This is a genomic window from Neobacillus sp. YX16, assembly GCF_030123505.1.
GTDB lineage: Bacteria > Bacillota > Bacilli > Bacillales > Cytobacillaceae > Neobacillus.
The window spans coordinates 1,947,113-1,973,172 of record NZ_CP126115.1; the positions used below are offsets into that span (position 1 = coordinate 1,947,113).

Consider the following 26,060-nt stretch of genomic DNA (forward strand, 5'->3'; position numbering starts at 1 on the left):
TCGCTTTTCTATAGACAGGAGGATTTTGATGATTAACAAATATTCTTGCAAAAATGGAGTAAGAATTGTTTTAGAAAATATTCCAACAGTGAGATCTGTGGCAATTGGAGTCTGGATTGGCACTGGTTCAAGAAATGAAGATCCCCAAACGAATGGTATTTCGCACTTTTTAGAGCATATGTTTTTTAAAGGAACGAAAAATCGTTCAGCGAAGGAAATAGCAGAATCATTTGATAGTATTGGCGGTCAAGTGAATGCCTTTACCTCCAAAGAATACACTTGCTACTATGCTAAAGTACTGGATACACATGCACAATTTGCATTAGATGTTTTAGCTGATATGTTCTTCAATTCGACCTTTGTTGAAGAAGAGTTAAATAAAGAAAGAAATGTCGTTCTTGAAGAAATTAAAATGTATGATGATACTCCAGATGACATTGTCCATGATTTACTCAGCCGTGCCATTTATGGAGATCATCCACTTGGATATCCGATATTGGGGACAGAAGAAACCTTAAATACATTTACAAGTGCGACTCTAAAGGATTATATCCATAATCGATACACACCAGAAAATGTTGTCATCTCTATTGCAGGGAATGTTTCAGATAAATTTATTCTAGAGGTTGAAAAATACTTTGGGTCCTATGAAGGTGGAAATAGTGCTACACTTGAAAATATTCCAGTCTTTCAATCCAATCGATTATCACGAAAGAAAGAAACAGAACAAGCTCATCTTTGTCTTGGTTTTGAAGGATTAAAGATTGGACATGAAGATGTCTATAGCTTAATCATTTTAAATAATATTTTAGGCGGCTCTATGAGCAGCAGATTGTTCCAAGAAGTTCGTGAGCAGCGAGGCTTAGCCTATTCAGTCTTCTCTTATCATTCCGCGTATCAGGATAATGGAGTTGTGACCGTATACGGTGGTACAGGGGCTAAGCAGCTTGATGTGTTATACGAAACAATTCAAGAAACACTTGAAAAGTTAAAACAAGATGGAATTACAGATAAAGAATTAAATAATAGTAAAGAACAGTTAAAAGGAAGTTTGATGTTAGGCTTAGAAAGTACGAATAGCAGGATGAGTCGAAACGGTAAAAATGAACTTCTCTTAAAGCGTCACCGATCTCTTGATGAAATTATTGAGCAAATTGACCAAGTTACCAAACAAAGTGTAAATGGGATGGCGACATCTGTTTTTACAGACAAATACTCAGTTTCATTAATTAGTCCCAATGGGGAATTACCTAAAACTTTAATCTAAAAGAAGAAACAGTTCACTCTGAACTGTTTTTTCTTTTTGTGTCTAGCACATGCCGCTAGGGCGCTTCCACTTTTCTTAGTCTAATTTAGGACTTCCATCGATAAACTTAAGTAAAGAGTGTAGAGGGAGGAGTTCATTATAATGAGGCTAAGTGAATTAAGCGGGAAAGAAATAGTGGATGTGAAAAAGGCAGAGCGGTTGGGAGTTCTTGGTCAAACAGACCTTGAAATCGACGAGAGCACCGGGCAAATACAAGCCTTGTTGATTCCGTCCGTAAAGTGGTTTGGATTTAGAAAACAAGGCGGGGAAATAAGAGTACCATGGCAGCATATAAAAAAAATAGGAACTGATATGATCATTATTGATGTACATGAAGGAGAAAAGGTTGAAGAATAACGATTAGGTAAAAAAGCCCAAGCAAATAAAATTTTGCTTGGGCTTTTTTATTTATCTGTAAATGGAAAACTCACAGATTCATTCACTCTTACATAAGATGTTGAAGTGATAAGAAGAAAAAGACTTCTGCTTGGATTTTTTGAAAAGAAGGTGAATGATTTCATGCTGACAGGGATGCAGATAGCCGTGATCGGTGGAGATGCAAGACAGCTGGAAATTATCCGGAAGTTAACCGAGTTAGATGCCAGATTATCTTTAATTGGCTTCGAGCAGCTTGACCACGCGTTTACAGGCGCTGTTAAGGAAAAGTTGGATGAAGTCGATTTTTCAAATATGGATGCCTTAATCTTACCGGTACCCGGTACTAATTTAGAAGGGCATGTTGAAACAATCTTTTCGAATGAAAAGGTAATATTAACAGCCGAAATGCTTTTGAAAACACCTGAACATTGTACCATTTACTCCGGAATTAGTAATACTTTTTTAAACGGTATTACAAAGGAAGCAAATCGTCCGCTTGTACAGCTTTTTGAAAGGGACGATGTGGCAATTTACAATTCTATTCCGACTGTAGAAGGAACAATTATGATGGCCATCCAGCATACTGATTTCACGATTCATGGCTCAAATATTACGGTATTAGGCTTAGGAAGAGTTGGGATGAGTGTAGCAAGAACGTTCCATGCGCTTGGAGCAAAAATAAAGGTCGGTGCCAGGAAAACAGAACATCTTGCAAGAATTACGGAAATGGGTTTAACGCCATTTCATTTAAACGAAATAGAACAGCAGGTGAAGGATACAGATATCTTAATCAATACTATTCCGTTATTAATTGTAACTGCATCAGTTATTTCTAAAATGCCTACTCATACTTTGATTATTGATTTAGCTTCAAAACCAGGTGGAACAGATTTTAGGTATGCAGAAAAAAGAGGTATAAAAGCACTGCTTGCGCCAGGGTTACCTGGAATTGTCGCGCCAAAAACAGCTGGTCAAATATTAGCCAATGTTCTGGCCCAATTGCTTCAAGATGATTTAAGTAAGCGAAAGGGGATAATAAAATGAGTTTAAAAGGAAAAAAAATAGGCTTTGGTTTAACAGGGTCTCATTGTACGTATGACGCTGTATTTCCAGAAATCGAGAAACTGGTTCAAGCAGGTGCTGAGGTTTTACCAGTCGTTACTTTTACAGTCAAAAATACAGAAACACGTTTTGGTAAAGGGGAGGACTGGATTCAAAGAATAGAGGACCTAACAGGTAACAGAGCGATCGATTCAATCGTGAAAGCAGAGCCATTAGGACCGAAAATTCCTTTAGACTGTATGGTTATTGCCCCATTAACGGGTGTTTCAATGAGTAAATTTGCAAATGCAATGAATGATAGTCCGGTGTTAATGGCTGCAAAAGCAACATTGAGAAATTTAAAACCAGTAGTACTCGGAATATCTACAAATGATGCATTGGGATTAAATGGAGTTAATTTAATGAGATTAATGGCAACAAAAAATATATATTTTATCCCATATGGGCAAGATGATCCGAAAAATAAGCCTAATTCGATGGTAGCAAGAATGCCGATGTTAATGGAAACGGTTGAAGCAGCAATTGAAGGCAGGCAAATTCAGCCTGTTTTGGTGGAAAGATATAGGGATACAGACTAATTCTCACTCCTTTCGTCAAATATGGTTATTTCTTTTAAGGAATATGTTAATATATTTATAATTCACTCATCAGTGAGACCTATTATCTCACTGATGAGAATTTATATTAATCTTTTCTGATTTCTAAACCATCGAAACAGAAATGACCAATAATTATAGATGAAAGATTGAGAGGGGTACTAGAATATGAAGAAATCAAAAGGTTATCATGTGGCTGTTGTAGGTGCAACAGGAGCAGTTGGGCAGCAAATGATCCAAACATTAGTGAAAGAAAAATTCCCTATTGGAAAATTAACTCTACTATCTTCTGCTCGTTCAGCTGGTAAAAAAGTTACGATTGATGGAGTTGAGCATACGATTCAGGAAGCAAAGCCTGAAAGCTTTGCGGGAGTCGATATTGCTTTATTCTCGGCTGGCGGCAATATATCAAAAGAACTTGCTCCAGAAGCAGTAAAATACGGAGCAATCGTAGTAGATAACACAAGTGCATTTAGAATGGATGAAGAAATTCCGCTTGTTGTTCCTGAAGTTAACGAAGATGATCTGCACAATCATAATGGTATCATTGCAAATCCGAATTGTTCAACCATCCAAATGGTTGTAGCATTAGAACCAATTAGACAAAAATATGGTCTAAAGAAAGTGATTGTTTCCACCTATCAAGCAGTTTCAGGTGCAGGAGCCGTAGCAATTGAGGAGTTACAGAATCAAACAAAAGCTATTATTAATGGTGAGACAATAGAACCTAAGATATTACCTGTTAAAGGTGACAAGAACCACTATCAGATTGCCTTTAATGCTATCCCACAGATAGATAAGTTCCAAGATAACGGTTATACTTTTGAAGAAATGAAAATGATTAATGAAACTAAAAAGATTATGCATTTGCCAGAGCTGCCTGTTGCCGCAACTTGTGTAAGATTACCTGTAGCTGTGGGTCACTCTGAATCTGTTTATTTTGAAATTGAAGCAGACAACGTCAGTGCAAATGAAATTAAGGAATTATTAAAATCAGCACCAGGTGTTGTTTTACAAGATGACCCAGAGAATCAAGTGTATCCAATGCCTGCAAATTGTGTAGGAAGTAATGATGTGTTTGTAGGACGAATTCGTAACGATCTAAATGAGAGTCGTGGTTTCCACATGTGGGTTGTTTCTGATAATTTACTAAAGGGTGCTGCCTGGAATTCAGTTCAAATTGCGGAAAGCTTAATAAAGCTAGGATTAATCCAAGAAAAAAAATAATGGTTTGATGATAAAGGCAGGTTTTTATGTCTATGAAAATGATAGTTCAAAAATTTGGCGGGACATCTGTCAGGGATGAAGCAGGAAGGAAACATGCAAAGAAACATATCGAAAAAGCATTAGCTGATGGATATAAGGTTGTAGTAGTAGTATCTGCGATGGGAAGAAAGGGTGATCCCTATGCAACAGATACACTTCTCTCTTTAATTGGGGGTAATCAAAGTAAGGTTACAAAACGTGAACATGACCTGCTATTATCCTGTGGCGAAATCATTTCTAGTATTGTTTTTGCCAATATGCTGAAAGACAATGGCATAAATGCTATTGCTTTGACTGGGGCTCAGGCAGGGTTTCGAACAAATAACGATCATTCACAAGCAAAGATTGTAGAAATGAAATGCGATCGATTACTAAGAGAGTTAGAACATAATGATGTGGTCGTAGTGGCTGGATTTCAAGGTGCAGCAAAGAACGGTGACATCACAACAATTGGACGAGGCGGCAGTGATACATCAGCAGCTGCTTTAGGGGCTGCTCTAAATGCAGAATGGATTGATATTTTTACCGACGTAGAAGGCATCATGACAGCTGACCCAAGAATAGCTGAAAATGCTAGGCGTTTATCTGTGGTTACCTATACGGAGCTATGTAACATGGCTTATCAGGGTGCAAAGGTGATACATCCAAGAGCAGTTGAAATAGCAATGCAGTCAAAGGTTCCCATTCGAATTCGCTCCACGTACTCAGATAATTTAGGCACATTGGTTACGGCTATTTCGAAAGAATCTCGAGGCAGTGATATTAAAGAAAGAACCGTCACGGGGATTGCACATGTTTCCAATGTAACTCAAATTAAAGTTTTTGCAAAAAAAGACCAATACTATTTACAAGCAGAAGTTTTTAAAGCAATGGCAAATGAAAATATCAGTGTCGATTTCATCAATATTTCACCAAATGGTGTTGTTTACACGGTTACGGATGAAATGACTGAAAGAGCAATAAAGGTCTTAAAAGAAATAGGTCATGAACCTGTGGTAGAGCGTCATTGTGCAAAGGTGTCTGTCGTTGGAGCCGCGATTGCCGGAGTACCGGGTGTTACTTCTAAAATTGTTACAGCTCTTTCTGAGAAGGGAATTCGGATTCTTCAATCTGCTGATAGCCATACGACCATTTGGGTACTAGTGAAACAAGACGACTTGAAAAAATCCGTGAATGCATTGCATGACGCCTTTCATCTGGAAGAAGAAACACTTGAAACAAAACTTACGGATATCTAATATAGTAAAGGAAACGATAATTGGTAGTTTGAAACCTAAAATGCCATTGTCGCAACCTGGATTTCGTAATTGAGAGGAGTAGTATAATGGTTCATTTTGGGCGGGTTTCAACAGCCATGGTTACACCTTTTGATAAAAAAGGACATATTGATTTTCAGAAGACCACTCAATTAGTAAATTATCTAATAGAAAATGGTACGGATTCCCTTGTAGTTGCAGGTACAACTGGTGAATCGCCTACACTATCAAAGGAAGAAAAGTTAGCTTTATTTGGTCATGTAGTAAAGATAGTTAAAAAAAGAATACCGGTAATTGCAGGAACAGGCAGCAATAATACCTATGCTTCTGTGGAACTGACAAGAAAAGCGGAACAGCTTGGGGTGGATGGTATTATGGTAGTGGCGCCCTACTATAATAAACCGAATCAAGAGGGTTTATATCAACACTTTAAAGCAGTTGCTGAAGCTACTTCTCTTCCTGTCATGGTTTATAATATCCCAGGAAGAGCATCAGTAAATATTCATCCGGATACCATCATCAGGCTTTCAAAGGTTTCGAATATTGTAGCCGTTAAAGAAGCAAGCGGAGATTTAAATGCAATGACTCACATTATTGCAAATACTGATAGTGATTTTAATCTTTACAGCGGTGATGATGGTATAGCGATTCCAGTTCTTTCTATTGGAGGGGTAGGGGTTGTCTCTGTAGCCTCTCACGTAATTGGGAACGAAATGCAAGAGATGGTAAAGGCCTTTTTAGAAGGAGAAAATGAGAAAGCAGCAAGGCTGCACCAACAGCTCCTTCCACTTATGCAGGGACTTTTTGCGGCGCCAAGTCCTGCTCCTGTTAAGACAGCTCTTCAAGTTAAAGGGCTGGATGTAGGCTCAGTAAGATTGCCGCTTGTTCCATTAACCGAACAAGAAAGATCAACATTAACTAAATTATTATAATAATTTTTACAAAATGCCAATCGAAAAAACTCGGTTGGCATTTTACATGGTATAATTTTAAATTCACTTATTTTCCTCCAAAGGATAAAACAACTAAATTTGGTTGTAAAGGTTTTCAAATATCAAGTATAATAATTATAACTGATTTCGATCGGGCAATTTTGAAATGTCGAAGACCTTTTAGTGAAAGAGAGCTAGACAATCAACATAGGAGGAAACGGAAATTGATAAATAGAATAAATAGTTCCATTAAGATTATTACGCTTGGTGGTATTGGAGAAATCGGGAAAAATATGTATCTTGTCGAAGTGGACAAGGACATCTATATCATTGATGCCGGGTTAATGTTCCCCGAGGATGAAATGCTTGGCATTGATATCGTGATTCCAGACATCAGTTATTTAACAGAAAACAAGGAAAGAGTGAAGGCAGTTTTCCTTACACATGGCCATGAAGATCATATTGGTGCCCTTTCCTATCTTCTTCGCCAATTGGACGTACCTGTTTATGGAACAAAACTTACATTAGCTCTTGCAGCTGCTAAGTTAAAGGAGCAGGAATATTATGGGAAGATCAATTTTATTGAAGTAACTTCGGATACAATTGTTCAGATGGATTCTGTCGAAGTTAGCTTTTTTCGAACAAATCACAGTATTCCAGACTCAGTCGGTGTATGCGTTCATACTTCAGAAGGAAGCATCGTATATACGGGGGATTTCAAATTTGATCAGGCAGCAACAAAGCTGTATAAGCCTGAAATAGGGAAAATGGCCGCTCTAGGAGAAAAGGGTGTATTATGTTTACTCTCAGATAGTACGGAAGCAGAGAAGCCTGGATACACTACCTCCGAGGCAATCGTTGAGCGAGAGTTATCCACTGCATTCTATAATACACGCGGCAGAATGATAGCTGCATGCTTCGCTTCAGATATTAACAGAATTCAGCATATATTTGATGCAGCAAGGGATAATGGCCGTAAAGTAGCAGTAGTTGGTAAAAGTCTTGAAAGAATTTATCAAATTGCGCTAGATTTAGGCTATTTAGAGGTGAGCGAAGATTTAATTATCCCCGTTAGTGAAATAAATAATTACGAAGACAGGGAAATCGTCGTATTAATGACGGGAAGTCAAGGGGAGCCAATTGAAGCCCTTCAAAAAATGGCGAAGCAAACTGCAAAACATGTAAATATACAGCCTGGTGATACTGTTCTAATAGCTGCATCAACACTTAGGGGAAGTGAATTGTTGATATCGAGAACAGTGGATATGCTTTTTAGAGCAGGAGCAAATGTTATCTCAGGAAAAAGAACGATTCATGTTTCAAGCCATGGCAGCCAAGAAGAATTAAAATTTATGATTAACTTAATGAAACCAAAGTACTTTATTCCAGTGCATGGGGAATATAGAATGCTAAAAGCACATCGGAGACTGGCACTTGATTGTGAAGTACCGGATGAGAACATCATTATCCCAGACCGTGGTGATGTGGTAGAATTTAAGGATGGAACGTTCTCTATCAGCGGTAAAGTTCCTTCAGGCAATGTATTAATTGATGGAATTGGTGTGGGTGACGTTGGAAATATCGTTTTACGAGATCGGAGACTGCTGTCTCAAGATGGTATATTAATTGTTGTGGTTACATTAACTAGGCAGGATAAGCGGATTGCTGCAGGTCCGGAAATTATTTCACGTGGTTTTGTCTATGTCCGTGAATCAGAAAAGTTAATGGATGAATCTACAAAATTAGTTCGAGATATTGTACAGAAGAACATTTCTAAAGATTCCTTTGAATGGTCAAGCCTTAAACAGGACATAAGAGATGGGTTAAACAGATACTTGTTTGAAAAAACAAAAAGAAGACCGATGATACTTCCGATTATTATGGAAGTTTAAGAAGGTAAAGGAGGCATTGGGGAAACCAATGCTTCTTTTTTTACATAGGATTTTATTCCATCAATCTAAGAATGAAATTGTTTCATAGGTCAATACTAACGTTATCATGCGTGAAGGGAGACTTATGATGAATAAGGACATACAAAAAAGTGAATCGGGAAATCAAGAAGGGCAAGAACCTCAAAAAGAGGATAAGCCTTCTTCTTTAATGGAAAAAATTCAGCAGCTAGGGCAAACAAATGTACCTCAGCTTTCTTCCGATTCACGGATCCATTGTTTGACAATTATCGGCCAAATTGAGGGTCATTTAGCTCTGCCTCCACAAAACAAAACGACAAAATATGAACACTTGATACCTCAACTAGTAGCGATTGAACAAAATCCTAAAATAGAAGGAGTATTGATAATTTTAAATACAGTTGGCGGCGATGTGGAGGCTGGACTGGCCATTTCTGAAATGATGGCAACACTGTCAAAACCAACTGTTTCAATCGTCTTAGGAGGAGGACATTCAATAGGAGTGCCAATAGCGGTCTCTTGTGATTATTCCTTTATAGCCGAAACAGCAACGATGACCATCCATCCAATTCGTTTAACTGGTCTAGTAATTGGGGTACCAGCAACCTTTGAATATTTAGATAAAATGCAGGATAGGGTTGTCAATTTTGTAACCAAACATTCTAATATTACTGAAGAGAAATTTAAGGATTTAATGTTTGCGAAAGGAAATCTCACTCGTGACATAGGGACAAATGTCGTTGGTCCAGATGCCGTAGAGTATGGATTGATTGACGAGGTTGGCGGACTCGGGCAGGCGATGAAGAAGTTAAATGAATTAATTGATCAATCTAAAGGTGCAAGTGAGGGGCTGATTCAATGATTCTATATACGATGATGCCGCAGGAATTAATATATCCAAATGACCCAGAAGCCTTTAATAGACAACAAACTGTAACCTATCAAGGGGTATCAATGATAGTGGAACAATCTGATGCACAAAATGTCCAGGTCATTCGCATTTTAAGCAGTGACCCGCAGCATTATTTAGACGAGCGCTTATGTCCAGGTGCCAAAATTTCTTGTGCCAGCATTGAAGGATTGTCATCAAACTATTAGGATATTATGGTATAATAAGGATACCAAGCTTAAGCAGCCAATGAAGGCTGCTTTCTTCCTTTTGTGGGGAATTTTCTAATGCATTGTGTTTGATAAAGCAAAAGGTTGATAATGATGATAGTACAACACTATATAGACAGGTGATAAGATGGCGAAGAAAAAGAGAAGATCAAAAAAACGAGATAATCATTTAAAACAAACCGTACAATATGAACTTACCGCGCTTGCATTATTAGCGCTTGCAATTATATCAATAGCTAAATTGGGAGCTGTTGGAGAAGCAGCCGTACTATTTTTCCGATTCTGGATGGGTGAATGGTACATGCTAAGCTTGATTGGTCTGGTTATTTTAAGTGTGTATCTTATGTGGAAACGAACCATCCCTTTTATTTTTCATATTAAATTAATTGGAACTTATCTTATCGTTTCATCTATTCTCCTTTTAAGCCATGTAACGCTTTTTCATTTACTAACAAATGATGGTAACTTTAAGAATCCTAGTGTCATCAGCAACACATGGGAAATATTTATGATGGAAGTTAGAGGGGAAACAAGCACAATTGACCTTGGTGGAGGGATGATTGGAGCCGTTCTTTTTGCTATGTTTCATTATCTATTTGCTGAAACTGGCACAAAGATTATTGCCTTTATCTTTATTCTAATAGGGTTTATTTTACTAACTGGTAAATCATTTGGAGAGTTTATTGCAAAAGTAGGAACCACGATGATTGAATTTTCAAAGGGACAGTGGAGTGCCTTTCAATTAGATATGGAAGAATGGAAACAGAAAAAACAAGAGCGGCGGGAAGAAAGACGGGTACAACTGCAACGAGAACGTGAAAACAGGGCAACAGTTTCAGTTCAGCCAGAAATCATTCCCTCTTTACAAAATGTTCAGGACGAAATCGTCATTCCTGAACCCCTTATCTCAAGCTTTGCAGATCGGGCTTATCCAGATGAAGAGCCACAAAGGGCAAAACGAAGGAAAGATGATTCAAAGAATAAAGGGAATGAACAGAAAATAGTAGAAGAAGACAGCACACCGCCGATTACCTTTACGGAAGTAGAGAATGTTGCTTATGAATTACCGCCGCTAAGACTTCTAAAACTTCCGAAGAAAACAGATCAAAGCGGGGAATACGAATTAATTCATGCGAATGCAGCTAAACTGGAAAGAACTTTTCAAAGCTTCGGGGTTAAGGCTCGAGTAACACAGGTACATCTTGGTCCAGCAGTTACAAAGTATGAGGTTCATCCTGATGTCGGGGTTAAAGTTAGTAAAATAGTTAGCTTAAGTGATGATCTAGCCTTAGCACTAGCTGCTAAAGATATACGAATTGAAGCCCCTATTCCTGGAAAATCAGCAATTGGAATTGAAGTACCAAATTCAGAGGTGGCCGTTGTTTCTCTAAGAGAAGTACTAGAAGCAACTCAAAATAATAAACCAGAGGCGAAACTGCTAATTGGACTTGGCAGGGATATTACTGGGGAAGCAGTACTTGCTGAATTAAATAAAATGCCCCATCTGCTCGTGGCTGGTTCAACCGGAAGCGGGAAGAGTGTTTGTATTAATGGTATTATCACGAGCATCTTAATGAGAGCTAAGCCTCATGAAGTAAAATTAATGATGATTGATCCTAAGATGGTAGAGTTAAATGTCTATAATGGTGTCCCTCACTTATTAGCACCTGTAGTAACAGACGCTAAAAAAGCTTCGCAAGCGTTGAAAAAGGTTGTAAGTGAAATGGAGAGACGTTATGAACTATTCTCTCATACTGGAACACGTAATATTGAAGGGTATAATGACCATGTTAAAAGGCATAACATCGAGGAAAATGATAAGCAGCCACTTTTGCCATATATTGTCGTCATTGTGGACGAGCTTGCTGATTTAATGATGGTAGCCTCATCTGATGTGGAGGATTCCATTACTAGACTTGCACAAATGGCGCGAGCTGCGGGAATCCACCTCATTATAGCAACCCAGCGTCCTTCAGTCGATGTCATCACAGGGGTAATTAAAGCAAATATCCCTTCAAGAATTGCCTTTGCAGTGTCGAGTGCTACCGATTCAAGAACGATCTTGGATATGGGCGGTGCAGAAAAACTTCTGGGCAGAGGAGATATGCTATTTTTACCAGTTGGTGCTTCAAAACCAGTTCGTGTACAAGGAGCCTTTCTATCAGACAATGAAGTAGAGGAAACGGTTAATTTTGTTATTGGGCAGCAAAAAGCACAATATCAAGAAGAGATGATTCCAGACGATACACCTGAAGCAGTCGGTGAGGTTGATGATGATCTATATGCAGATGCTGTGGATTTAGTAATAGATATGCAAACGGCATCTGTTTCCATGTTACAGCGTCGTTTTCGTATAGGATATACAAGAGCGGCAAGGTTAATTGATGAAATGGAAGCTCGTGGAATAGTCGGATCATATGAAGGCAGTAAACCAAGAGCGGTATTACAATCCAAACCAAACGAAGAAGTAAATTGAAAAAAGAGCCTAACGGCTCTTTTTTTTAACAAAATATTCCTAATTGATTTAGACAATAATAAATTATAGCAGATTTAAGAGTAAAAAGGCCTATTTATACTGATAGTTTTCGACAATATTGCTTTTTTCGACAATTTAATGAATTTCTATTTCCTTATGCCTGAAAAAGTGGTATATTATTTTCGATTAGTAGGAATGATTATACATCAGATGTCTGATGTCTTAGAAAGAAGCTGGAGGTACCCGCATGTCTATTAAGCTAGATAGCCGACATTTATACCTACAAGTTATCGATCGGTTAAAACAAGATATCGAACTAGGAGTCTACAAAGAAAAAGAAAAACTGCCATCCGAATTTGATCTTGCCAAACATCTCGGTGTAAGCAGGGCCACCCTTCGAGAAGCACTACGAATACTTGAAGAAGAAAACGTTATCATTCGTCGCCATGGTGTTGGTACATTTGTTAATGCTAAGCCACTGTTTACTTCAGGAATTGAACAACTTAATAGTGTAACGGATATGATCTTTCAAGCGGGGATGAAACCAGGCACAATCTTTTTAAGTTCATCAACTGTTGGAGCGACTGAAGAAGATATTCGTCGTTTCTCATGTTCTGCAAATGAGGAAATTGTAATCATGGAGCGGGTTAGAACTGCAAATGGGGAGCCTGTTGTATACTGTATCGACAAGGTACCTGAAAAAATTTTGCCAGAGACATTTTCCCATGGGGAGGAATCCATTTTTTCCATTTTGGAAGAAGAGGCAAACCGAAAAATTACATACGCGGTTGCTCAAATTGAACCAATTGGTTATCATGAGAAAATTTCCCCAATTCTAGAATGTGAACCAGAAACTGCCTTGCTTGTTTTAAAGCAAATGCACTTCGATGAAATGGATGAACCAGTCCTCTTTTCGGTAAACTACTTTAAAGCAGATAAATTTAGTTTTCAGGTATTGAGAAAAAGGTTTTAATTTTCTTATATTATGGAAGCATAAACATGTCTGCAATTTAGTACATTTCTACTAAATCAAACAACATAAATAGGGGGTCAATTGCCTTGAAAAAACGTAAATTTGGCTTAACCATGTCATTGATTTTAGCTGCAGGTACATTGTTAGGAGCATGCGGCGGCGGTAATGACAAGGATACAGGTAAGGATAATGGTAAAGACGGTATTAAAATTGGTATGGTTACCGATGCTGGTACAATTGATGACAAATCATTTAACCAAGGTACTTGGGAAGGAATTCAACAAGCTCAAAAAGAATTAGGAATTCAATCAAAATATCTTAAGCCAGCTGGTACAACAGAAGCAGAATACCTAAAGGAAATGGGCAATTTAAATGATGCAGGTTATAAGTTTATTGTATTACCTGGATTCAAGTTTGAAACTGCCGTATTCAAAGCACAGGATAAATACAAAGATTCAAAATTCGTCATTCTTGATGGTAATCCACATGCTGGTGACTTTAAACCTGTTGTTAAGGAAAACACAGTGGCAGTCTTCTTCGCTGAACATGAATCAGGTTTCTTAGCAGGTGTAGCTGCAGCACTTGAATTAAAAGAAGGCGAAGCTGGATTTATCGGTGGTATGGAAATTCCGGCTGTTCAAAAGTTTAACTGGGGCTTCCAACAAGGTGTTAAATACGCTAACGAAAACCTAGGTACAAAACTTAACATTAAAGCTGAAAACGTACTTTATCAAGGTTCATTTGATAACGTAGCTGCTGGTGGACAAATTGCTGCACAAATGTTTGACCGTGGTGTAAATGTAATCTTCACTGCTGCTGGCGGTGTTGGTGTTGGTGCTATCAATGAAGCAAAAACACGTGGAAAAGCTGGAGAGAAAATCTGGATCGTTGGTGTTGACTCTGACCAATATGCAGATGGTATTTATGAAGGTGAAAAATCAATTATCTTGACTTCAGCAATGAAGAAATTAGATAACGTTACATTTGACTTAATCAAGCGTGAGTTAGATGGTGATTTCCCTGGCGGCGAAACATTAACGTTCGATGCAAAAAATGACGGTATTGGTCTTCCTGCGGAAAATCCTAACTTAAGCGACGATACAATTACTAAGGTAAATGAAGTATTTGAAAAAATTAAGTCTGGCGATATTAAAGTTGCGGCTGAGCAAGGAAGCTTACTTAAGTAAAAAGGATTATAAAAGAGACGGTTTTACCCGTCTCTTTTATGCCTTTATGCATAAATGTTCTGCTAACAAAGAATATTTCTAGAGTAAGGAAATAATGGTTTAGTATATTCCTTTGAATGAAATTTCCTTGAATTTTGATGCAGTGATAGGGGACTCCCTATTTTCAAAGTAACCCGAGTCTAAATAAAAAGGTGAGTGCTACTATGAGTTATGTGGTTGAAATGCTGGATATTAGGAAAGAATTTCCTGGTATTGTGGCAAATGATAATATTACCCTGACATTAAAAAAAGGGGAAATACATGCCCTATTAGGTGAAAACGGTGCTGGTAAATCAACGCTAATGGGTGTATTGTTTGGCATGTATCAACCTGAAAAAGGGATCGTAAAGATACGGGAGAAGGAAGTAAAAATTACGAGTCCTAATGTTGCCAATCAACTTGGCATCGGAATGGTCCATCAGCATTTTAAATTAGTAGAAAATTTTACAGTTACAGAAAATATTATACTAGGCAGTGAGCCGTTAAAAGGTATGGTCCTAGATATTGATAAGGCAGCAAAAAGAATTGCAGAGTTATCAAAACATTACGGTTTGAATGTTGACCCGCATGCAAAGATTGAAGATATTTCTGTAGGTATGCAGCAAAGAGTAGAAATTATGAAAATGCTTTACCGTGAAGCTGAGGTTCTTATTTTTGATGAACCCACTGCTGTTTTAACTCCTCATGAAATAGAAGAATTAATGAAGATCATGCGTAATCTCATTAATGAAGGTAAATCGATTATCATCATTACACATAAGTTAAAAGAAATTAAAGCGGTTGCAGACCGTTGTACTGTTATAAGACGTGGAAAAGGAATCGGAACAGTTAACGTAAAAGAAACAAGCGAGGCACAGATGGCAGAAATGATGGTTGGCCGTCAAGTTAACTTTAAAGTGGATAAGAAAGCTAGTACACCTGGTGAGGTTGTACTTCAAATAGATTCAATTTCTGTGAAAAATAACAGAAAGGTAATGGGACTGAAAAATTTCTCTGTTGAAGTCAAACGCGGAGAAATAGTCGGTGTCGCTGGAGTTGAGGGGAATGGTCAATCTGAACTCGTAGAAGCGATAACGGGACTTAGGAAAGTTGAATCAGGAAAAATTTTATTAAAAGGAAAAGAAATAACAAATATTCCAATTCGCCAAAGAATCGAAAGTGGAATTGGCCATATCCCTGAAGACAGACATAGGCGGGGACTTGTTCTCGATTATACACTAGAAAATAACATGGTTTTAGAGGTCTACAATAAACCTCCGTTTGCGAAGGCTGGATTACTAAATGGCGCTGCAATTAAGAAATATGCTAAAAGTATTTTAGAAAACTTTGATGTTCGTTCCGGTGAAGGCGGAGCATCCATTGCAAGGACTCTATCTGGAGGTAATCAGCAAAAGGCAATCATTGGCCGTGAAATGGAATTAGATCCTGATTTGCTCATTGCTGTACAACCAACACGTGGATTGGATGTAGGATCGATTGAATATATCCACAAAAGATTAATTGAGCATCGTGATCGAGGAAAGGCTGTACTTCTGGTTTCTTTAGAGCTTGATGAAGTACTGCAACTTTCAGACCGTATTGCCATCGTTAACAATGGAGAGTTAATCGGAACAGTAACTGCTTCCGAAACGAATGAAAATGAGGTAGGACTGATGATGGCAGGTGTGAGTAAGGAGAGAAGTGTATGAGAAACACCATAGTTTCATTAATATCAATTATTTTAGGACTAATAGCTGGGGGCTTACTAATGCTCTTCATAGGAGCAAGCCCGATTGAAGGGTACACGTATTTATTTCAAGGTGCATTAAAGAATATTTCACGTATTGGTGATACTCTTGCAACGGCAACACCGCTCATTTTTACTGGACTTGCTGTCGCTTTTGCCTTCCGTACAGGTCTATTTAACATTGGTGCCTCAGGTCAAATGTTGATTGGCGGTCTGGCTGCTACTGCTGTAGGTTTAACGTTGGATTTGTCAAGACCGATTCTAATTATTGTAATGGTACTTGCCGGAATTATAGCTGGAGGATTATGGGCATTTATTCCTGGCCTTTTTAAAGCGAAATTTAATGTGCATGAAGTAGTATCCACTATCATGATGAACTGGATTGCATATTGGACAGTTTATTATGTTGTTCCTGGTTATTTTAAAGGAGAATTCCTGGAAACTGAATCTCGAAAACTTGCAGAAGAATCTACTTTGAGAACACCTTGGTTGACAGAAATGTTTCAGGGTTCTTATATAAATTTAGGATTATTCTTTGGAGTAATTGCTGTACTCATCGTTGCGTTTATCATTAATAAAACAACACTAGGATTTGAATTAAAAGCTGTAGGGTTTAATCGTCACGCAGCAGAATATGCAGGTATGAAAGTAAATCGAAATATTATCTTATCTATGTTAATCTCAGGTGCCCTTGCAGGTCTTGGTGGAGTAGCATTATACACTGGTAATGCTTCCAGTATGCAAATTGGTATTTTACCAACGCAGGGCTATGATGGCATTGCAGTTGCATTACTTGGGGCAAACTCTCCAGTCGGCGTGTTCTTTGCAGCAATCCTTTTTGGTATTCTTTATTCAGGAACTGGCTTTATGAATGCAATGATCGAGATTCCCCCAGAACTTGCTAATACAATTATTGCTATTATTATTTATTTTGCTGCTACCAGCGTACTGATTCATCGTGTATTAAATAAATTCCGCAAGACTACTTCAAATGCAAATGATGTTAATGGACCTGTTGGCAAGAAGGGAGAATCCTAAAATGTGGACCATAATTGAACAAATATTCCCTTACGCGATTGTTTTTACCATTCCACTTCTTATAACAGCATTAGGCGGTCTTTTTAGTGAAAGAAGCGGTATCGTAAATATTGGTTTAGAAGGTTTAATGATTTCAGGAGCATTTGCTAGTGCACTGACGGTTAACTTTTTGCAGGATAAAATGCAGGGATCAACGATACTATGGATTGGATTATTAGTAGCAGCGATAGTTGGTATATTATTTTCGCTATTACATGCCTTTGCCAGCATTAATCTAAGCGCTGACCAAGTAATCAGTGGTACAGCGATTAACATGATTGCAATGGCTTTAACAGTTTTCTTGGCTAGAAATATTACGGGCAGTGGTAATATTCGTATTACCAGCGGTTTCACACCATTTGATGTGCCAATATTATCTCAAATCCCGATTATTGGGGATTTATTGTTTACAAAAACATATGCAACAACTTGGTTTATTTTATTAGTACTGCTTGTTAGTGCGTTTATTCTAAATAAAACAAAATTTGGCTTGCGTTTAAAGTCTTGTGGTGAGTTTCCACAGGCTGCTCAAGCAGCGGGAATTAATGTAGTCAGAATCCGTTATATCGGTGTTATGCTTTCTGGCGCTTTATCAGGATTAGGCGGAGGAATCATTATTTTAACATACGCAGGTGAATTTACCGGTTCCGTTTCAGGTCTTGGATTCTTAGCACTTGCTTCCTTAATTTTTGGTCAATGGAGACCACTTGGAATATTAGGAGCAACATTATTCTTCGGATTTGCAAGCACAATCGCTAACGTATCTCAAGTTATCCCTGAACTGGCTGTTATTCCGCCAATCATCCTAAAGATTTTCCCTTATGTAGTAACGTTAATTGCTTTAGTTATCTTCTCTAAATCTTCACAAGCACCTAAAGCAGCTGGGGAACCATTCGATCCAGGTAAAAGATAATTATGGTGTTAAACAGGCTGGCTAATTAGTCAGCCTGTTTTATTTTGTTTAAAAGCCAGTGGTTTTAGCTTGTAAAAACCAAGCCTGGCAAATTATAGTAAGAATAAGGGTATATTACAATGGAAATGATGTAAAATAACCGGATGAATGTTTACATATATATAAGAAGGATTTTGAAATCTTAAGGAGGTCTTTTAATGGATTCAACTGCTGAAAAAATCACCGCTATGCAGGGATACAAACTCCATGTCATTGAAACAGATAAATATAAAACGAATACATTCGTATGGAAAATGAAAGCTCCACTAACAAAGGAAGATGTAACGAAAAGGGCTCTGCTTCCTCAGGTGTTACAAAGCAGCTCCGCCAATTATCCGACAACTACTGCATTGCGCTCATATTTAGATGAATTATATGGAGCTACACTGTTTATTGATTTAGCAAAAAAAGGTGAATATCATATTATCAGTTTCACGCTTGAAATTGCAAATGAGAAGTTCTTAAGTGATCCTACCCCGTTATTGAAAAAAGGTTTCGAACTTCTATCTGAGGTTTTAACCAAACCGAATGTGTCAGGTAATGCATTTGATCAAGACACAGTGAACAAAGAAAAAAGATCGCTAAAGCAGCGAATTCAATCGGTATATGATGATAAAATGCGCTATTCGAATGTCCGTTTACTGCAAGAAATGTGTAAAGGGGAGCCGTACGCTCTTCAAGTAAATGGTGAAGCAGAGGATGTAGAAACAATTACTCCGGAAAATTTATACGACTATTATAAAAAGGCGTTTTTAGAAGATGAAATGGATCTATATGTGATTGGAGATGTTAAGCAAGAAGAGGTGAAAAGCCTTGCAAATGATTTGCTGAATTTTGAAGAACGCACTCCAAAGAAACTAGAGGCATTAGCTGTACAGAAAAAGGAACAGGTAAATGAAATTAAAGAAGAGCAGGATGTAAAACAAGGGAAATTAAATATTGGTTATCGTACGAATGTTGTCTACGGGGATTCCGATTACTTTGCTCTTCAATTGTTTAATGGAATCTTTGGCGGTTTTTCACACTCAAAGTTGTTTATCAATGTCCGTGAAAAGGCAAGCTTAGCCTATTATGTCTCAAGCAGGCTTGAAAGCCATAAAGGATTAATGATGGTAATGTCAGGGATTGACCTAAAGAACTTTGACCAGGCAGTGGGTATTATTCGCAATCAATTGGAAGCAATGAAAAAAGGCGACTTTTCAGATCAAGAATTTGTTCAAACAAAAGCTGTTATTCGAAATCAGATTCTTGAAACCATTGATACTTCAAGAGGATTAACAGAAATCCTTTACCATAATGTTGTTGCAGGCAAGGATATAAAACTAGAGCAGTGGATTACAGACATGGAGAAAACGACAAAGGAAGAAATTGTCGCTGTCGCTGCTAAAATTGAACTTGATACAATCTATTTCTTAACTGGAAGTGAGGCGGTAAAATAATGGAGAAAATTAATTTTGACCAGCTCCAAGAAGAACTTTACCACGAAAAGTTATCCAATGGTTTAAATGTCTATATATTACCAAAAAAGGGATTTAATAAGACATTTGCTACTTTTACCACAAAGTATGGATCTATAGATAATCATTTTGTCCCATTAGGGCAAGAGGTATATAAAAAAGTACCAGATGGTATTGCTCATTTTCTTGAGCATAAGCTTTTTGAAAAGGAAGACGGAGACGTATTTCAACAATTTAGCAAGCAGGGGGCTTCAGCCAATGCCTTTACCTCTTTTACCCGTACTGCATACTTGTTCTCCAGTACTTCGGATTTAGAGAAAAACCTGGAAACGTTAGTTGATTTTGTTCAAGATCCTTATTTCTCGGAAAAAACGGTTGAAAAGGAAAAAGGGATTATTGGTCAAGAAATCACGATGTATGATGATAATCCGGATTGGCGTCTCTATTTCGGATTGATTCAAAATTTGTATCAAAACCATCCTGTAAAGATTGATATTGCCGGGACAATAGAATCCATCTCACATATTACGAAAGATTTGCTTTATGAATGCTACAATACCTTCTACCATCCGAGCAATATGTTATTGTTTATTGTTGGACCAGTCGATCCAAATAAATTTATGGATCAAGTGAGAGAAAACCAATCAAAAAAGGATTACAAAGAGATGCCGGAGATTAAGCGTAAATTTGAAGATGAACCTCTTCAGACTGCTGAGCAAAAACAAGTGCTGGAGATGAATGTGCAAACCTCTAAATGCTTAATTGGGATGAAGGCATTACATGTAGATCAAAGTGGTGCTGAGTTATTAAAGAATGAACTGACTATGAATGTTCTCTTGGATTTGTTGTTTGGAAAAAGCTCCGAAAACTATAATCAGCTTTATAATGAAGGGCTGATTGATGAAACTTTCTCATATGACTATACGCAGGAGCAAGGGTTTGGATTTGCGATGATTGGCGGAGATACAGAAAATCCTGATAAACTTACGGAACAGCTTAAAAACATGCTTTTTCAAGCAAAAAATGCTACTTCATTTTCAGAAGAGCAATTGGAAAGAGCGAAAAAGAAGAAGATTGGTTCATTTTTACGTGCTGTAAATTCTCCAGAATATATAGCTAATCAATTCACAAGATATGCTTTTAATGACATGAACTTATTTGATGTCGTTCCCACTTTAGAGAAAATCACTTTAGAGGATGTTAAAAGATTAGCATCTGAAGTTATTTCAGAAGAGCGTTTCTCAGTTTGTCAAGTGATTCCTAAAAAATAAGAGGTAAGCGTCGCTAGCCGGCGCTTTTCTTTTCGATTAAAATGATGATTAGATATTATAGAAAGAGTGAAGTTCGTGGGAAAATATGCACTAATTACGGGAGCAAGCGGCGGGATTGGACAAGCGGTAGCGTTTAAATTAGCTTCTCTAGGTTTTAATTTATATTTACACTTTAATAAAAATGAAAAATCAATAATGGAATTACTTGAAAAAATTAAACCCTTTGGTGGAGAGTACATACCTATTCAGGCAGATTTAGAGGAGGCAGAAGGCTATAAAAAAATCTGTTCACAAATCTTCTCCCTGGATGAAATTATCCATTGTAGTGGGAATACTCAATATGGTCTCCTCGTCGATATAAAACAGGAAGAGGTAGAATCATTAATGAGGGTTCATGTAATGAATCCTCTAATGATAACAAAGGAACTGCTCCCAAAACTAATAAAGAAACGGTCAGGAAATGTAATTCTTATCTCCTCCGTCTGGGGTCAAACCGGTGCCGCATGTGAAGTGGTCTATTCGACTGCAAAGGGAGCACAAATTTCATTTGTGAAAGCATTAAGCAAAGAAGTGGCATTAAATGGGGTACGAGTTAACGCTATTGCGCCTGGTGCCGTTGAAACACCAATGATGAGCCAGTTCTCAGTGGAGGATAAACAACTTCTTCATTACGAAATCCCAATGGGCAGGCTGGGTGTTCCTGAGGAAGTAGCCAATGGTGTGAAATTTTTACTTTCGGAGGATTCTTCATATATTACAGGGCAAGTTCTTTCAATAAATGGCGGTTGGTATACATGAAATATACATTTTTTTCGTGAATAAATTCCCACCTTTCATAGCAAAATAACAATGTACAACTATAAAGGAGGGTTTATTATGTCTGTTTTAGATAACTGGAAACAATGGGAAGACTTTCTTGCTGACCGACTTCATCAAGCACAAAATGAGGGAATGAGCGAAGGTGCTATAGGTGCTCTTGCATTACAAATAGGTGATTACTTATCAGAGCAGGTAGAACCGAAAAACGAGCAAGAAAGAATCTTGGCTGATTTATGGTCTGTTGCGGATAAAGAAGAGCAGCAAGCAATCGCTAACATTATGGTGAAATTAGTTCAAAATAACGGAAGTCGCTAGGAGAGAGGTTTTAACCTCTCTTTTTTTTGCATTTTAGAAGCAAAATATATTAAATAAGCATTGAACTTGTTTTTGCTTTCATCTTCAATCAAAATCATATATTATTATGGATAGATAAGGAAATGAAAAATTTGTCGTTTTAGTTTAGGAGGTTTTTTATGGAGAAGAAAGAGTGGTATTTAGAATATGAGATTCAAAAAAACCGTCCTGGTTTACTTGGCGACATCTCATCTTTACTAGGAATGCTGTCAATCAATATAGTAACCATTAATGGAGTAGATGAAGGTCGGCGCGGATTATTAATTTTAGCAAAAGATGATAATCAAATTAAACGGTTAGAGTCAATTTTAAATACAATGGACACAATAAAAGTAATTAAGATTAGAGAACCAAAGCTTCGTGATCGGCTGGCAGTCAGACATGGACGGTACATACAACGTGACGCAGATGATAAAAAAACATTCCGATTTGTCCGTAGTGAACTAGGGGTACTCGTTGATTTTATGGCAGAATTGTTTAAGCAGGAAGGACACAAACTGATTGGAATTCGTGGGATGCCAAGGGTTGGTAAAACGGAATCGGTGGTTGCTTCGAGTGTATGCGCGAATAAACGGTGGTTATTTGTATCTTCGACTCTTTTAAAACAAACCATACGTAATCAGCTAATTCAAGATGAATACAACGAAAATAATTTGTTCATTCTTGATGGGATTGTTTCAACAAAACGTGCAAGTGAACGGCATTGGCAGCTTGTACGCGAAATCATGCGTTTACCTGCGGTTAAAGTGGTCGAACATCCTGATATCTTTGTGCAAAATTCTGAGTATACGCTTGATGATTTTGATTATATTATCGAGTTACGGAACGAGGCAGACGAAGAAATTACTTATGATATTGTCGACCAAAATAACTTATTCTCTGGCTCCGATTTTGGAGATTTTGGATTTTAAATAATTGGAAGGTGTTAACAGGTGACTGAATTAGGTAATCGACTAAAAGATGCGCGATTAGCCAAAGGATTAAGCTTAGAGGATTTACAGTCTATCACAAAAATTCAAAAGCGGTATTTAATAGGTCTTGAAGAAGGTAATTATTCTAGCATGCCAGGAAACTTTTATGTTCGAGCTTTTGTAAAGCAATACGCTGAGGCTCTTCAGCTTAATCCTGATGAAATTTTTGAAACGTATAAGAATGAAATACCAGCAACTCATAATGATGATTTAACTGAACAATTGTCTAGAGTTAAAACACGTAAGACGGTATCAGAAGGATCCTCGAAAATATTTGATATTATCCCAAAAGTCTTAATTGGAGTCTTTATTATTGGTGCTGCGGGGGTACTGTATTATTTCGTTGTAAATAACGTCGGGGACAAGGCGAATGATTTGATTAACAATGAAAATGAACCTGTAAAGTTTGTCCGCTCTGAAAATCTTGAAAAGGCGGAGGACGCAGAAAAAGACAAGACAAAGGAAAATGATAAAGAGGAAAAAACGGATGAACAAAAGACGGTTGAAGAAACACCTGTTGTAGAAGCGCCGAAACAGGAATTAACACCAGTTCAAAACAGTGGAAAAAACTCTACCTATGATTTGAAAAATGCAGATAAATTTGTTGTGAAACTGGTTTCAACAGGGGAAACATGGGTAAGTGTTAATAATAGCAGTGGTCAATCCAAGTTCCAGGGGTTATTATCAACCACTGGTACACAAAGTACGGAAGTAGATTTAACTGGCGATACCAAAGCAGTAATTGTTGTTGGTCGAACGCTCGATACAGAAATCTACGTAAATGACCAGAAGCTTGAGTATGCAATCGCACCTGCTGATGTGGTTCGTCAGAACATTACGATTCAATTTGTTCAGAAGAACGAATAGTCATCTAGTGATGACTATTTTTCGTTCTAATATTATTTGGAGGCAAAAAAATGAATGTACCAAATCAAATAACGATATCAAGAATACTTTTAATTCCAATTTTCTTGATTATTATGCTTGCCCCCTTTGAGTGGGGAAATATGCATCTACTGGGAGTTGACCTTCCGGTAACTCATTTTGTTGGAGCATTAATTTTTATTTTTGCTTCTTCTACTGATTGGGTAGACGGCTATTATGCCCGAAAATATAATCTTGTTACAAATATGGGGAAATTCCTCGATCCGCTTGCCGATAAATTACTCGTCTCTGCTGCGCTGGTTGTCCTTGTTGATCTTGGATATGCAGCCTCATGGATTGTGATTGCAATCATAAGCAGAGAATTTGCTGTCACAGGTCTTCGTCTGTTGCTAGTTGAGGGTGGAGAAGTTGTAGCCGCCAATAATCTCGGGAAAATCAAAACCTGGGCACAAATTATCGCTATTTCAGCACTATTATTACATAATATTATTTTTGAAATGATTGGATTTCCATTTGATGATGTAGCATTATGGGTTGCATTGATTTTTACTGTCTGGTCTGGATGGGATTATTTTTCAAAGAATATGCATGTTTTCAAAAATTCTAAATAGAACATGAGGTAACGGATGATGAATGCAGAAATTATTGCAGTTGGTTCTGAATTACTGCTAGGTCAAATCGTTAATAGTAATGCACGATTTCTATCGCAACAACTTGCTGGACTAGGCATAAATGTTTTTTTTCATACAGTAGTTGGTGATAATCCTGACCGATTAAGGTCTGCGATAGAGATCGCAGAAAAGCGCTCTAATTTGATTATTTTTACCGGCGGGCTTGGACCGACAAAAGATGATTTAACGAAAGAAACAATTGCTCGCCATTTGGGGAAAAATCTCATTATGGATCAAGAGGCACTAGAATCTATTGAACTTTATTTTAAAAAGGGAAATAGGGTAATGACTGAAAATAATAAGAAGCAGGCTATTGTTTTAGAGGATTCTACTATCCTGCCAAATAATCATGGGATGGCTCCTGGCATGATGGTCGATATTGGCGATCATATTTATATGCTTTTGCCTGGACCACCGAAAGAAATGGAGCCTATGTTTTTACAATTTGGAACAGCCGCTCTATCAAAACAAGTAAAAACGGATGAGAAAATAGTTTCTAGAGTTTTAAGGTTCTTTGGAATCGGAGAGGCTTCGTTAGAAACTGAAATCATTGATTTAATAGAACAGCAAACCAATCCAACAATTGCCCCGCTTGCTGCAGACGGAGAATGTACCTTACGGCTTACTGCGAAGCATCAAGATATGCAAACAGCAGAGTTAATGCTGGATGAAGCAGAGGGGAAAATTAACGATCGTGTAGGACAGTACTTATATGGGTATGACAATACTTCTTTGGTAGCTGAACTAATGAAAGTTTTAAAAGAAAAACAATTAACAATCTCAGCGGCAGAGAGCTTAACAGGAGGGTTGTTTCAACAAGAACTAACTAGTTTTCCAGGTGTAAGTTCGGTCTTTAAGGGTGGAGTTGTTTGTTACACGAATGAGGTTAAGGAGAAAGTCTTAGGAGTTAAAAAGGAAACAATTGAAAGTTTTGGCGTAGTAAGTCATGAGTGTGCTAAAGAGCTGGCTGAAAATGTTGCGGAATTAGTATCTGCTGATATAGGAATTAGTTTCACTGGTGTTGCTGGCCCTGACGAGCTTGAAGGAAAGCCTGTAGGAACCGTCTATATTGGTATTTCGATTAAAGGGAAACAATCAGTGGTTGAAAAGCTGGAACTTGGCGGTTCGAGGGAAACAAACCGGACCCGTTCAGTAAAATACGGCTGCTATTATTTAATAAAGCATTTGCAAGAATCACAGAAAGCTAACTAAGCGCTCTGTGATTTTTTTATCTTAAAAACTACTTCTGATATGCAAATTTACTCTCACATAACGGAAAATACTCTCGGATAAGTAAATTTACTCTCACATAACGGAAAATACTCACGGATAAGTAAATTTACTCCCACATAACGGAAAATACTCACGGATAAGTAA

The 26,060-nt window shown here is 37.6% G+C and carries 24 protein-coding genes; all 24 read left to right on the forward strand.

Annotation, left to right across the window (positions count from 1 at the left end; all coding sequences use genetic code 11):
- Positions 1–28: 28 nt before the first annotated feature.
- Positions 29–1,267, forward strand: coding sequence for a M16 family metallopeptidase (locus QNH48_RS09600; RefSeq protein WP_283954691.1), 1,239 nt, complete (start codon positions 29–31; stop codon positions 1,265–1,267).
- Between the two features lie 141 nt (positions 1,268–1,408).
- A complete protein-coding gene (locus QNH48_RS09605) occupies positions 1,409–1,663 on the forward strand; it encodes a YlmC/YmxH family sporulation protein (RefSeq protein ID WP_283954692.1) in 255 nt (84 codons plus the stop codon).
- Positions 1,664–1,825: 162 nt separating this feature from the next.
- Entirely contained in the window at positions 1,826–2,728 is a 903-nt protein-coding gene (gene dpaA, locus QNH48_RS09610; protein ID WP_095247637.1) for a dipicolinic acid synthetase subunit A, read from the forward strand.
- Positions 2,725–3,324, forward strand: a complete 600-nt coding sequence (gene dpaB / locus QNH48_RS09615) for a dipicolinate synthase subunit B (protein WP_095247636.1) — start codon at positions 2,725–2,727, stop codon at positions 3,322–3,324. Before dpaA ends, dpaB begins: the two co-directional genes overlap by 4 nt.
- Before the next feature lie 186 nt (positions 3,325–3,510).
- Complete coding sequence (asd, locus tag QNH48_RS09620) at positions 3,511–4,569, forward strand: aspartate-semialdehyde dehydrogenase (protein WP_283954693.1); 1,059 nt, start codon at positions 3,511–3,513, stop codon at positions 4,567–4,569.
- Between the two features lie 32 nt (positions 4,570–4,601).
- The gene (gene dapG / locus QNH48_RS09625; RefSeq protein ID WP_283954694.1) at positions 4,602–5,846 is read left to right on the forward strand and encodes an aspartate kinase; all 1,245 of its coding nucleotides are present in this window, start codon (positions 4,602–4,604) and stop codon (positions 5,844–5,846) included.
- A gap of 86 nt (positions 5,847–5,932) precedes the next feature.
- Positions 5,933–6,796, forward strand: a complete 864-nt coding sequence (gene dapA / locus QNH48_RS09630) for a 4-hydroxy-tetrahydrodipicolinate synthase (RefSeq protein WP_283954695.1) — start codon at positions 5,933–5,935, stop codon at positions 6,794–6,796.
- A 224-nt stretch (positions 6,797–7,020) separates the two neighbouring features.
- Positions 7,021–8,688, forward strand: coding sequence for a ribonuclease J (locus QNH48_RS09635; RefSeq protein ID WP_283954696.1), 1,668 nt, complete (start codon positions 7,021–7,023; stop codon positions 8,686–8,688).
- Positions 8,689–8,815: 127 nt separating this feature from the next.
- Positions 8,816–9,568, forward strand: a complete 753-nt coding sequence (locus QNH48_RS09640) for a ClpP family protease (RefSeq protein ID WP_133369399.1) — start codon at positions 8,816–8,818, stop codon at positions 9,566–9,568.
- The gene (locus tag QNH48_RS09645; RefSeq protein ID WP_133369398.1) at positions 9,565–9,804 is read left to right on the forward strand and encodes a YlzJ-like family protein; all 240 of its coding nucleotides are present in this window, start codon (positions 9,565–9,567) and stop codon (positions 9,802–9,804) included. The genes QNH48_RS09640 and QNH48_RS09645 overlap by 4 nt, the downstream gene beginning before the upstream one ends.
- Before the next feature lie 148 nt (positions 9,805–9,952).
- On the forward strand, positions 9,953–12,301 hold the full coding sequence (locus tag QNH48_RS09650) for an FtsK/SpoIIIE family DNA translocase (RefSeq protein WP_283954697.1): 2,349 nt from the start codon (positions 9,953–9,955) through the stop codon (positions 12,299–12,301).
- A gap of 247 nt (positions 12,302–12,548) precedes the next feature.
- Positions 12,549–13,274: a GntR family transcriptional regulator gene (locus tag QNH48_RS09655; RefSeq protein WP_283954698.1), complete on the forward strand. Its 726-nt coding sequence runs from the start codon at positions 12,549–12,551 to the stop codon at positions 13,272–13,274.
- Positions 13,275–13,387: 113 nt separating this feature from the next.
- The gene (locus tag QNH48_RS09660) at positions 13,388–14,461 is read left to right on the forward strand and encodes a BMP family lipoprotein (RefSeq protein WP_481858490.1); all 1,074 of its coding nucleotides are present in this window, start codon (positions 13,388–13,390) and stop codon (positions 14,459–14,461) included.
- 203 nt (positions 14,462–14,664) lie between these two features.
- Positions 14,665–16,188 (forward strand): ABC transporter ATP-binding protein, encoded by a 1,524-nt coding sequence (locus QNH48_RS09665; RefSeq protein ID WP_283954700.1) that lies wholly within the window; start codon positions 14,665–14,667, stop codon positions 16,186–16,188.
- Positions 16,185–17,264, forward strand: a complete 1,080-nt coding sequence (locus QNH48_RS09670; protein WP_283954701.1) for an ABC transporter permease — start codon at positions 16,185–16,187, stop codon at positions 17,262–17,264. Before QNH48_RS09665 ends, QNH48_RS09670 begins: the two co-directional genes overlap by 4 nt.
- 1 nt (position 17,265) lies before the next feature.
- Positions 17,266–18,216, forward strand: coding sequence for an ABC transporter permease (locus QNH48_RS09675; protein ID WP_095247625.1), 951 nt, complete (start codon positions 17,266–17,268; stop codon positions 18,214–18,216).
- A gap of 197 nt (positions 18,217–18,413) precedes the next feature.
- Positions 18,414–19,694, forward strand: a complete 1,281-nt coding sequence (gene yfmF / locus QNH48_RS09680; RefSeq protein WP_283954702.1) for an EF-P 5-aminopentanol modification-associated protein YfmF — start codon at positions 18,414–18,416, stop codon at positions 19,692–19,694.
- Complete coding sequence (yfmH, locus tag QNH48_RS09685; RefSeq protein ID WP_283954703.1) at positions 19,694–20,983, forward strand: EF-P 5-aminopentanol modification-associated protein YfmH; 1,290 nt, start codon at positions 19,694–19,696, stop codon at positions 20,981–20,983. Before yfmF ends, yfmH begins: the two co-directional genes overlap by 1 nt.
- Before the next feature lie 75 nt (positions 20,984–21,058).
- Complete coding sequence (gene ymfI, locus QNH48_RS09690) at positions 21,059–21,781, forward strand: elongation factor P 5-aminopentanone reductase (protein ID WP_283954704.1); 723 nt, start codon at positions 21,059–21,061, stop codon at positions 21,779–21,781.
- Positions 21,782–21,859: 78 nt separating this feature from the next.
- On the forward strand, positions 21,860–22,117 hold the full coding sequence (locus QNH48_RS09695) for a DUF3243 domain-containing protein (RefSeq protein WP_283954705.1): 258 nt from the start codon (positions 21,860–21,862) through the stop codon (positions 22,115–22,117).
- A gap of 158 nt (positions 22,118–22,275) precedes the next feature.
- On the forward strand, positions 22,276–23,067 hold the full coding sequence (locus tag QNH48_RS09700; protein ID WP_095249343.1) for a DUF3388 domain-containing protein: 792 nt from the start codon (positions 22,276–22,278) through the stop codon (positions 23,065–23,067).
- A 21-nt stretch (positions 23,068–23,088) separates the two neighbouring features.
- Positions 23,089–23,994 (forward strand): helix-turn-helix domain-containing protein, encoded by a 906-nt coding sequence (locus tag QNH48_RS09705; protein ID WP_283954706.1) that lies wholly within the window; start codon positions 23,089–23,091, stop codon positions 23,992–23,994.
- A 50-nt stretch (positions 23,995–24,044) separates the two neighbouring features.
- Positions 24,045–24,623: a CDP-diacylglycerol--glycerol-3-phosphate 3-phosphatidyltransferase gene (gene pgsA, locus QNH48_RS09710; RefSeq protein WP_095249339.1), complete on the forward strand. Its 579-nt coding sequence runs from the start codon at positions 24,045–24,047 to the stop codon at positions 24,621–24,623.
- Positions 24,624–24,641: 18 nt separating this feature from the next.
- On the forward strand, positions 24,642–25,895 hold the full coding sequence (locus QNH48_RS09715) for a competence/damage-inducible protein A (RefSeq protein ID WP_283955729.1): 1,254 nt from the start codon (positions 24,642–24,644) through the stop codon (positions 25,893–25,895).
- Positions 25,896–26,060 lie beyond the last annotated feature (165 nt).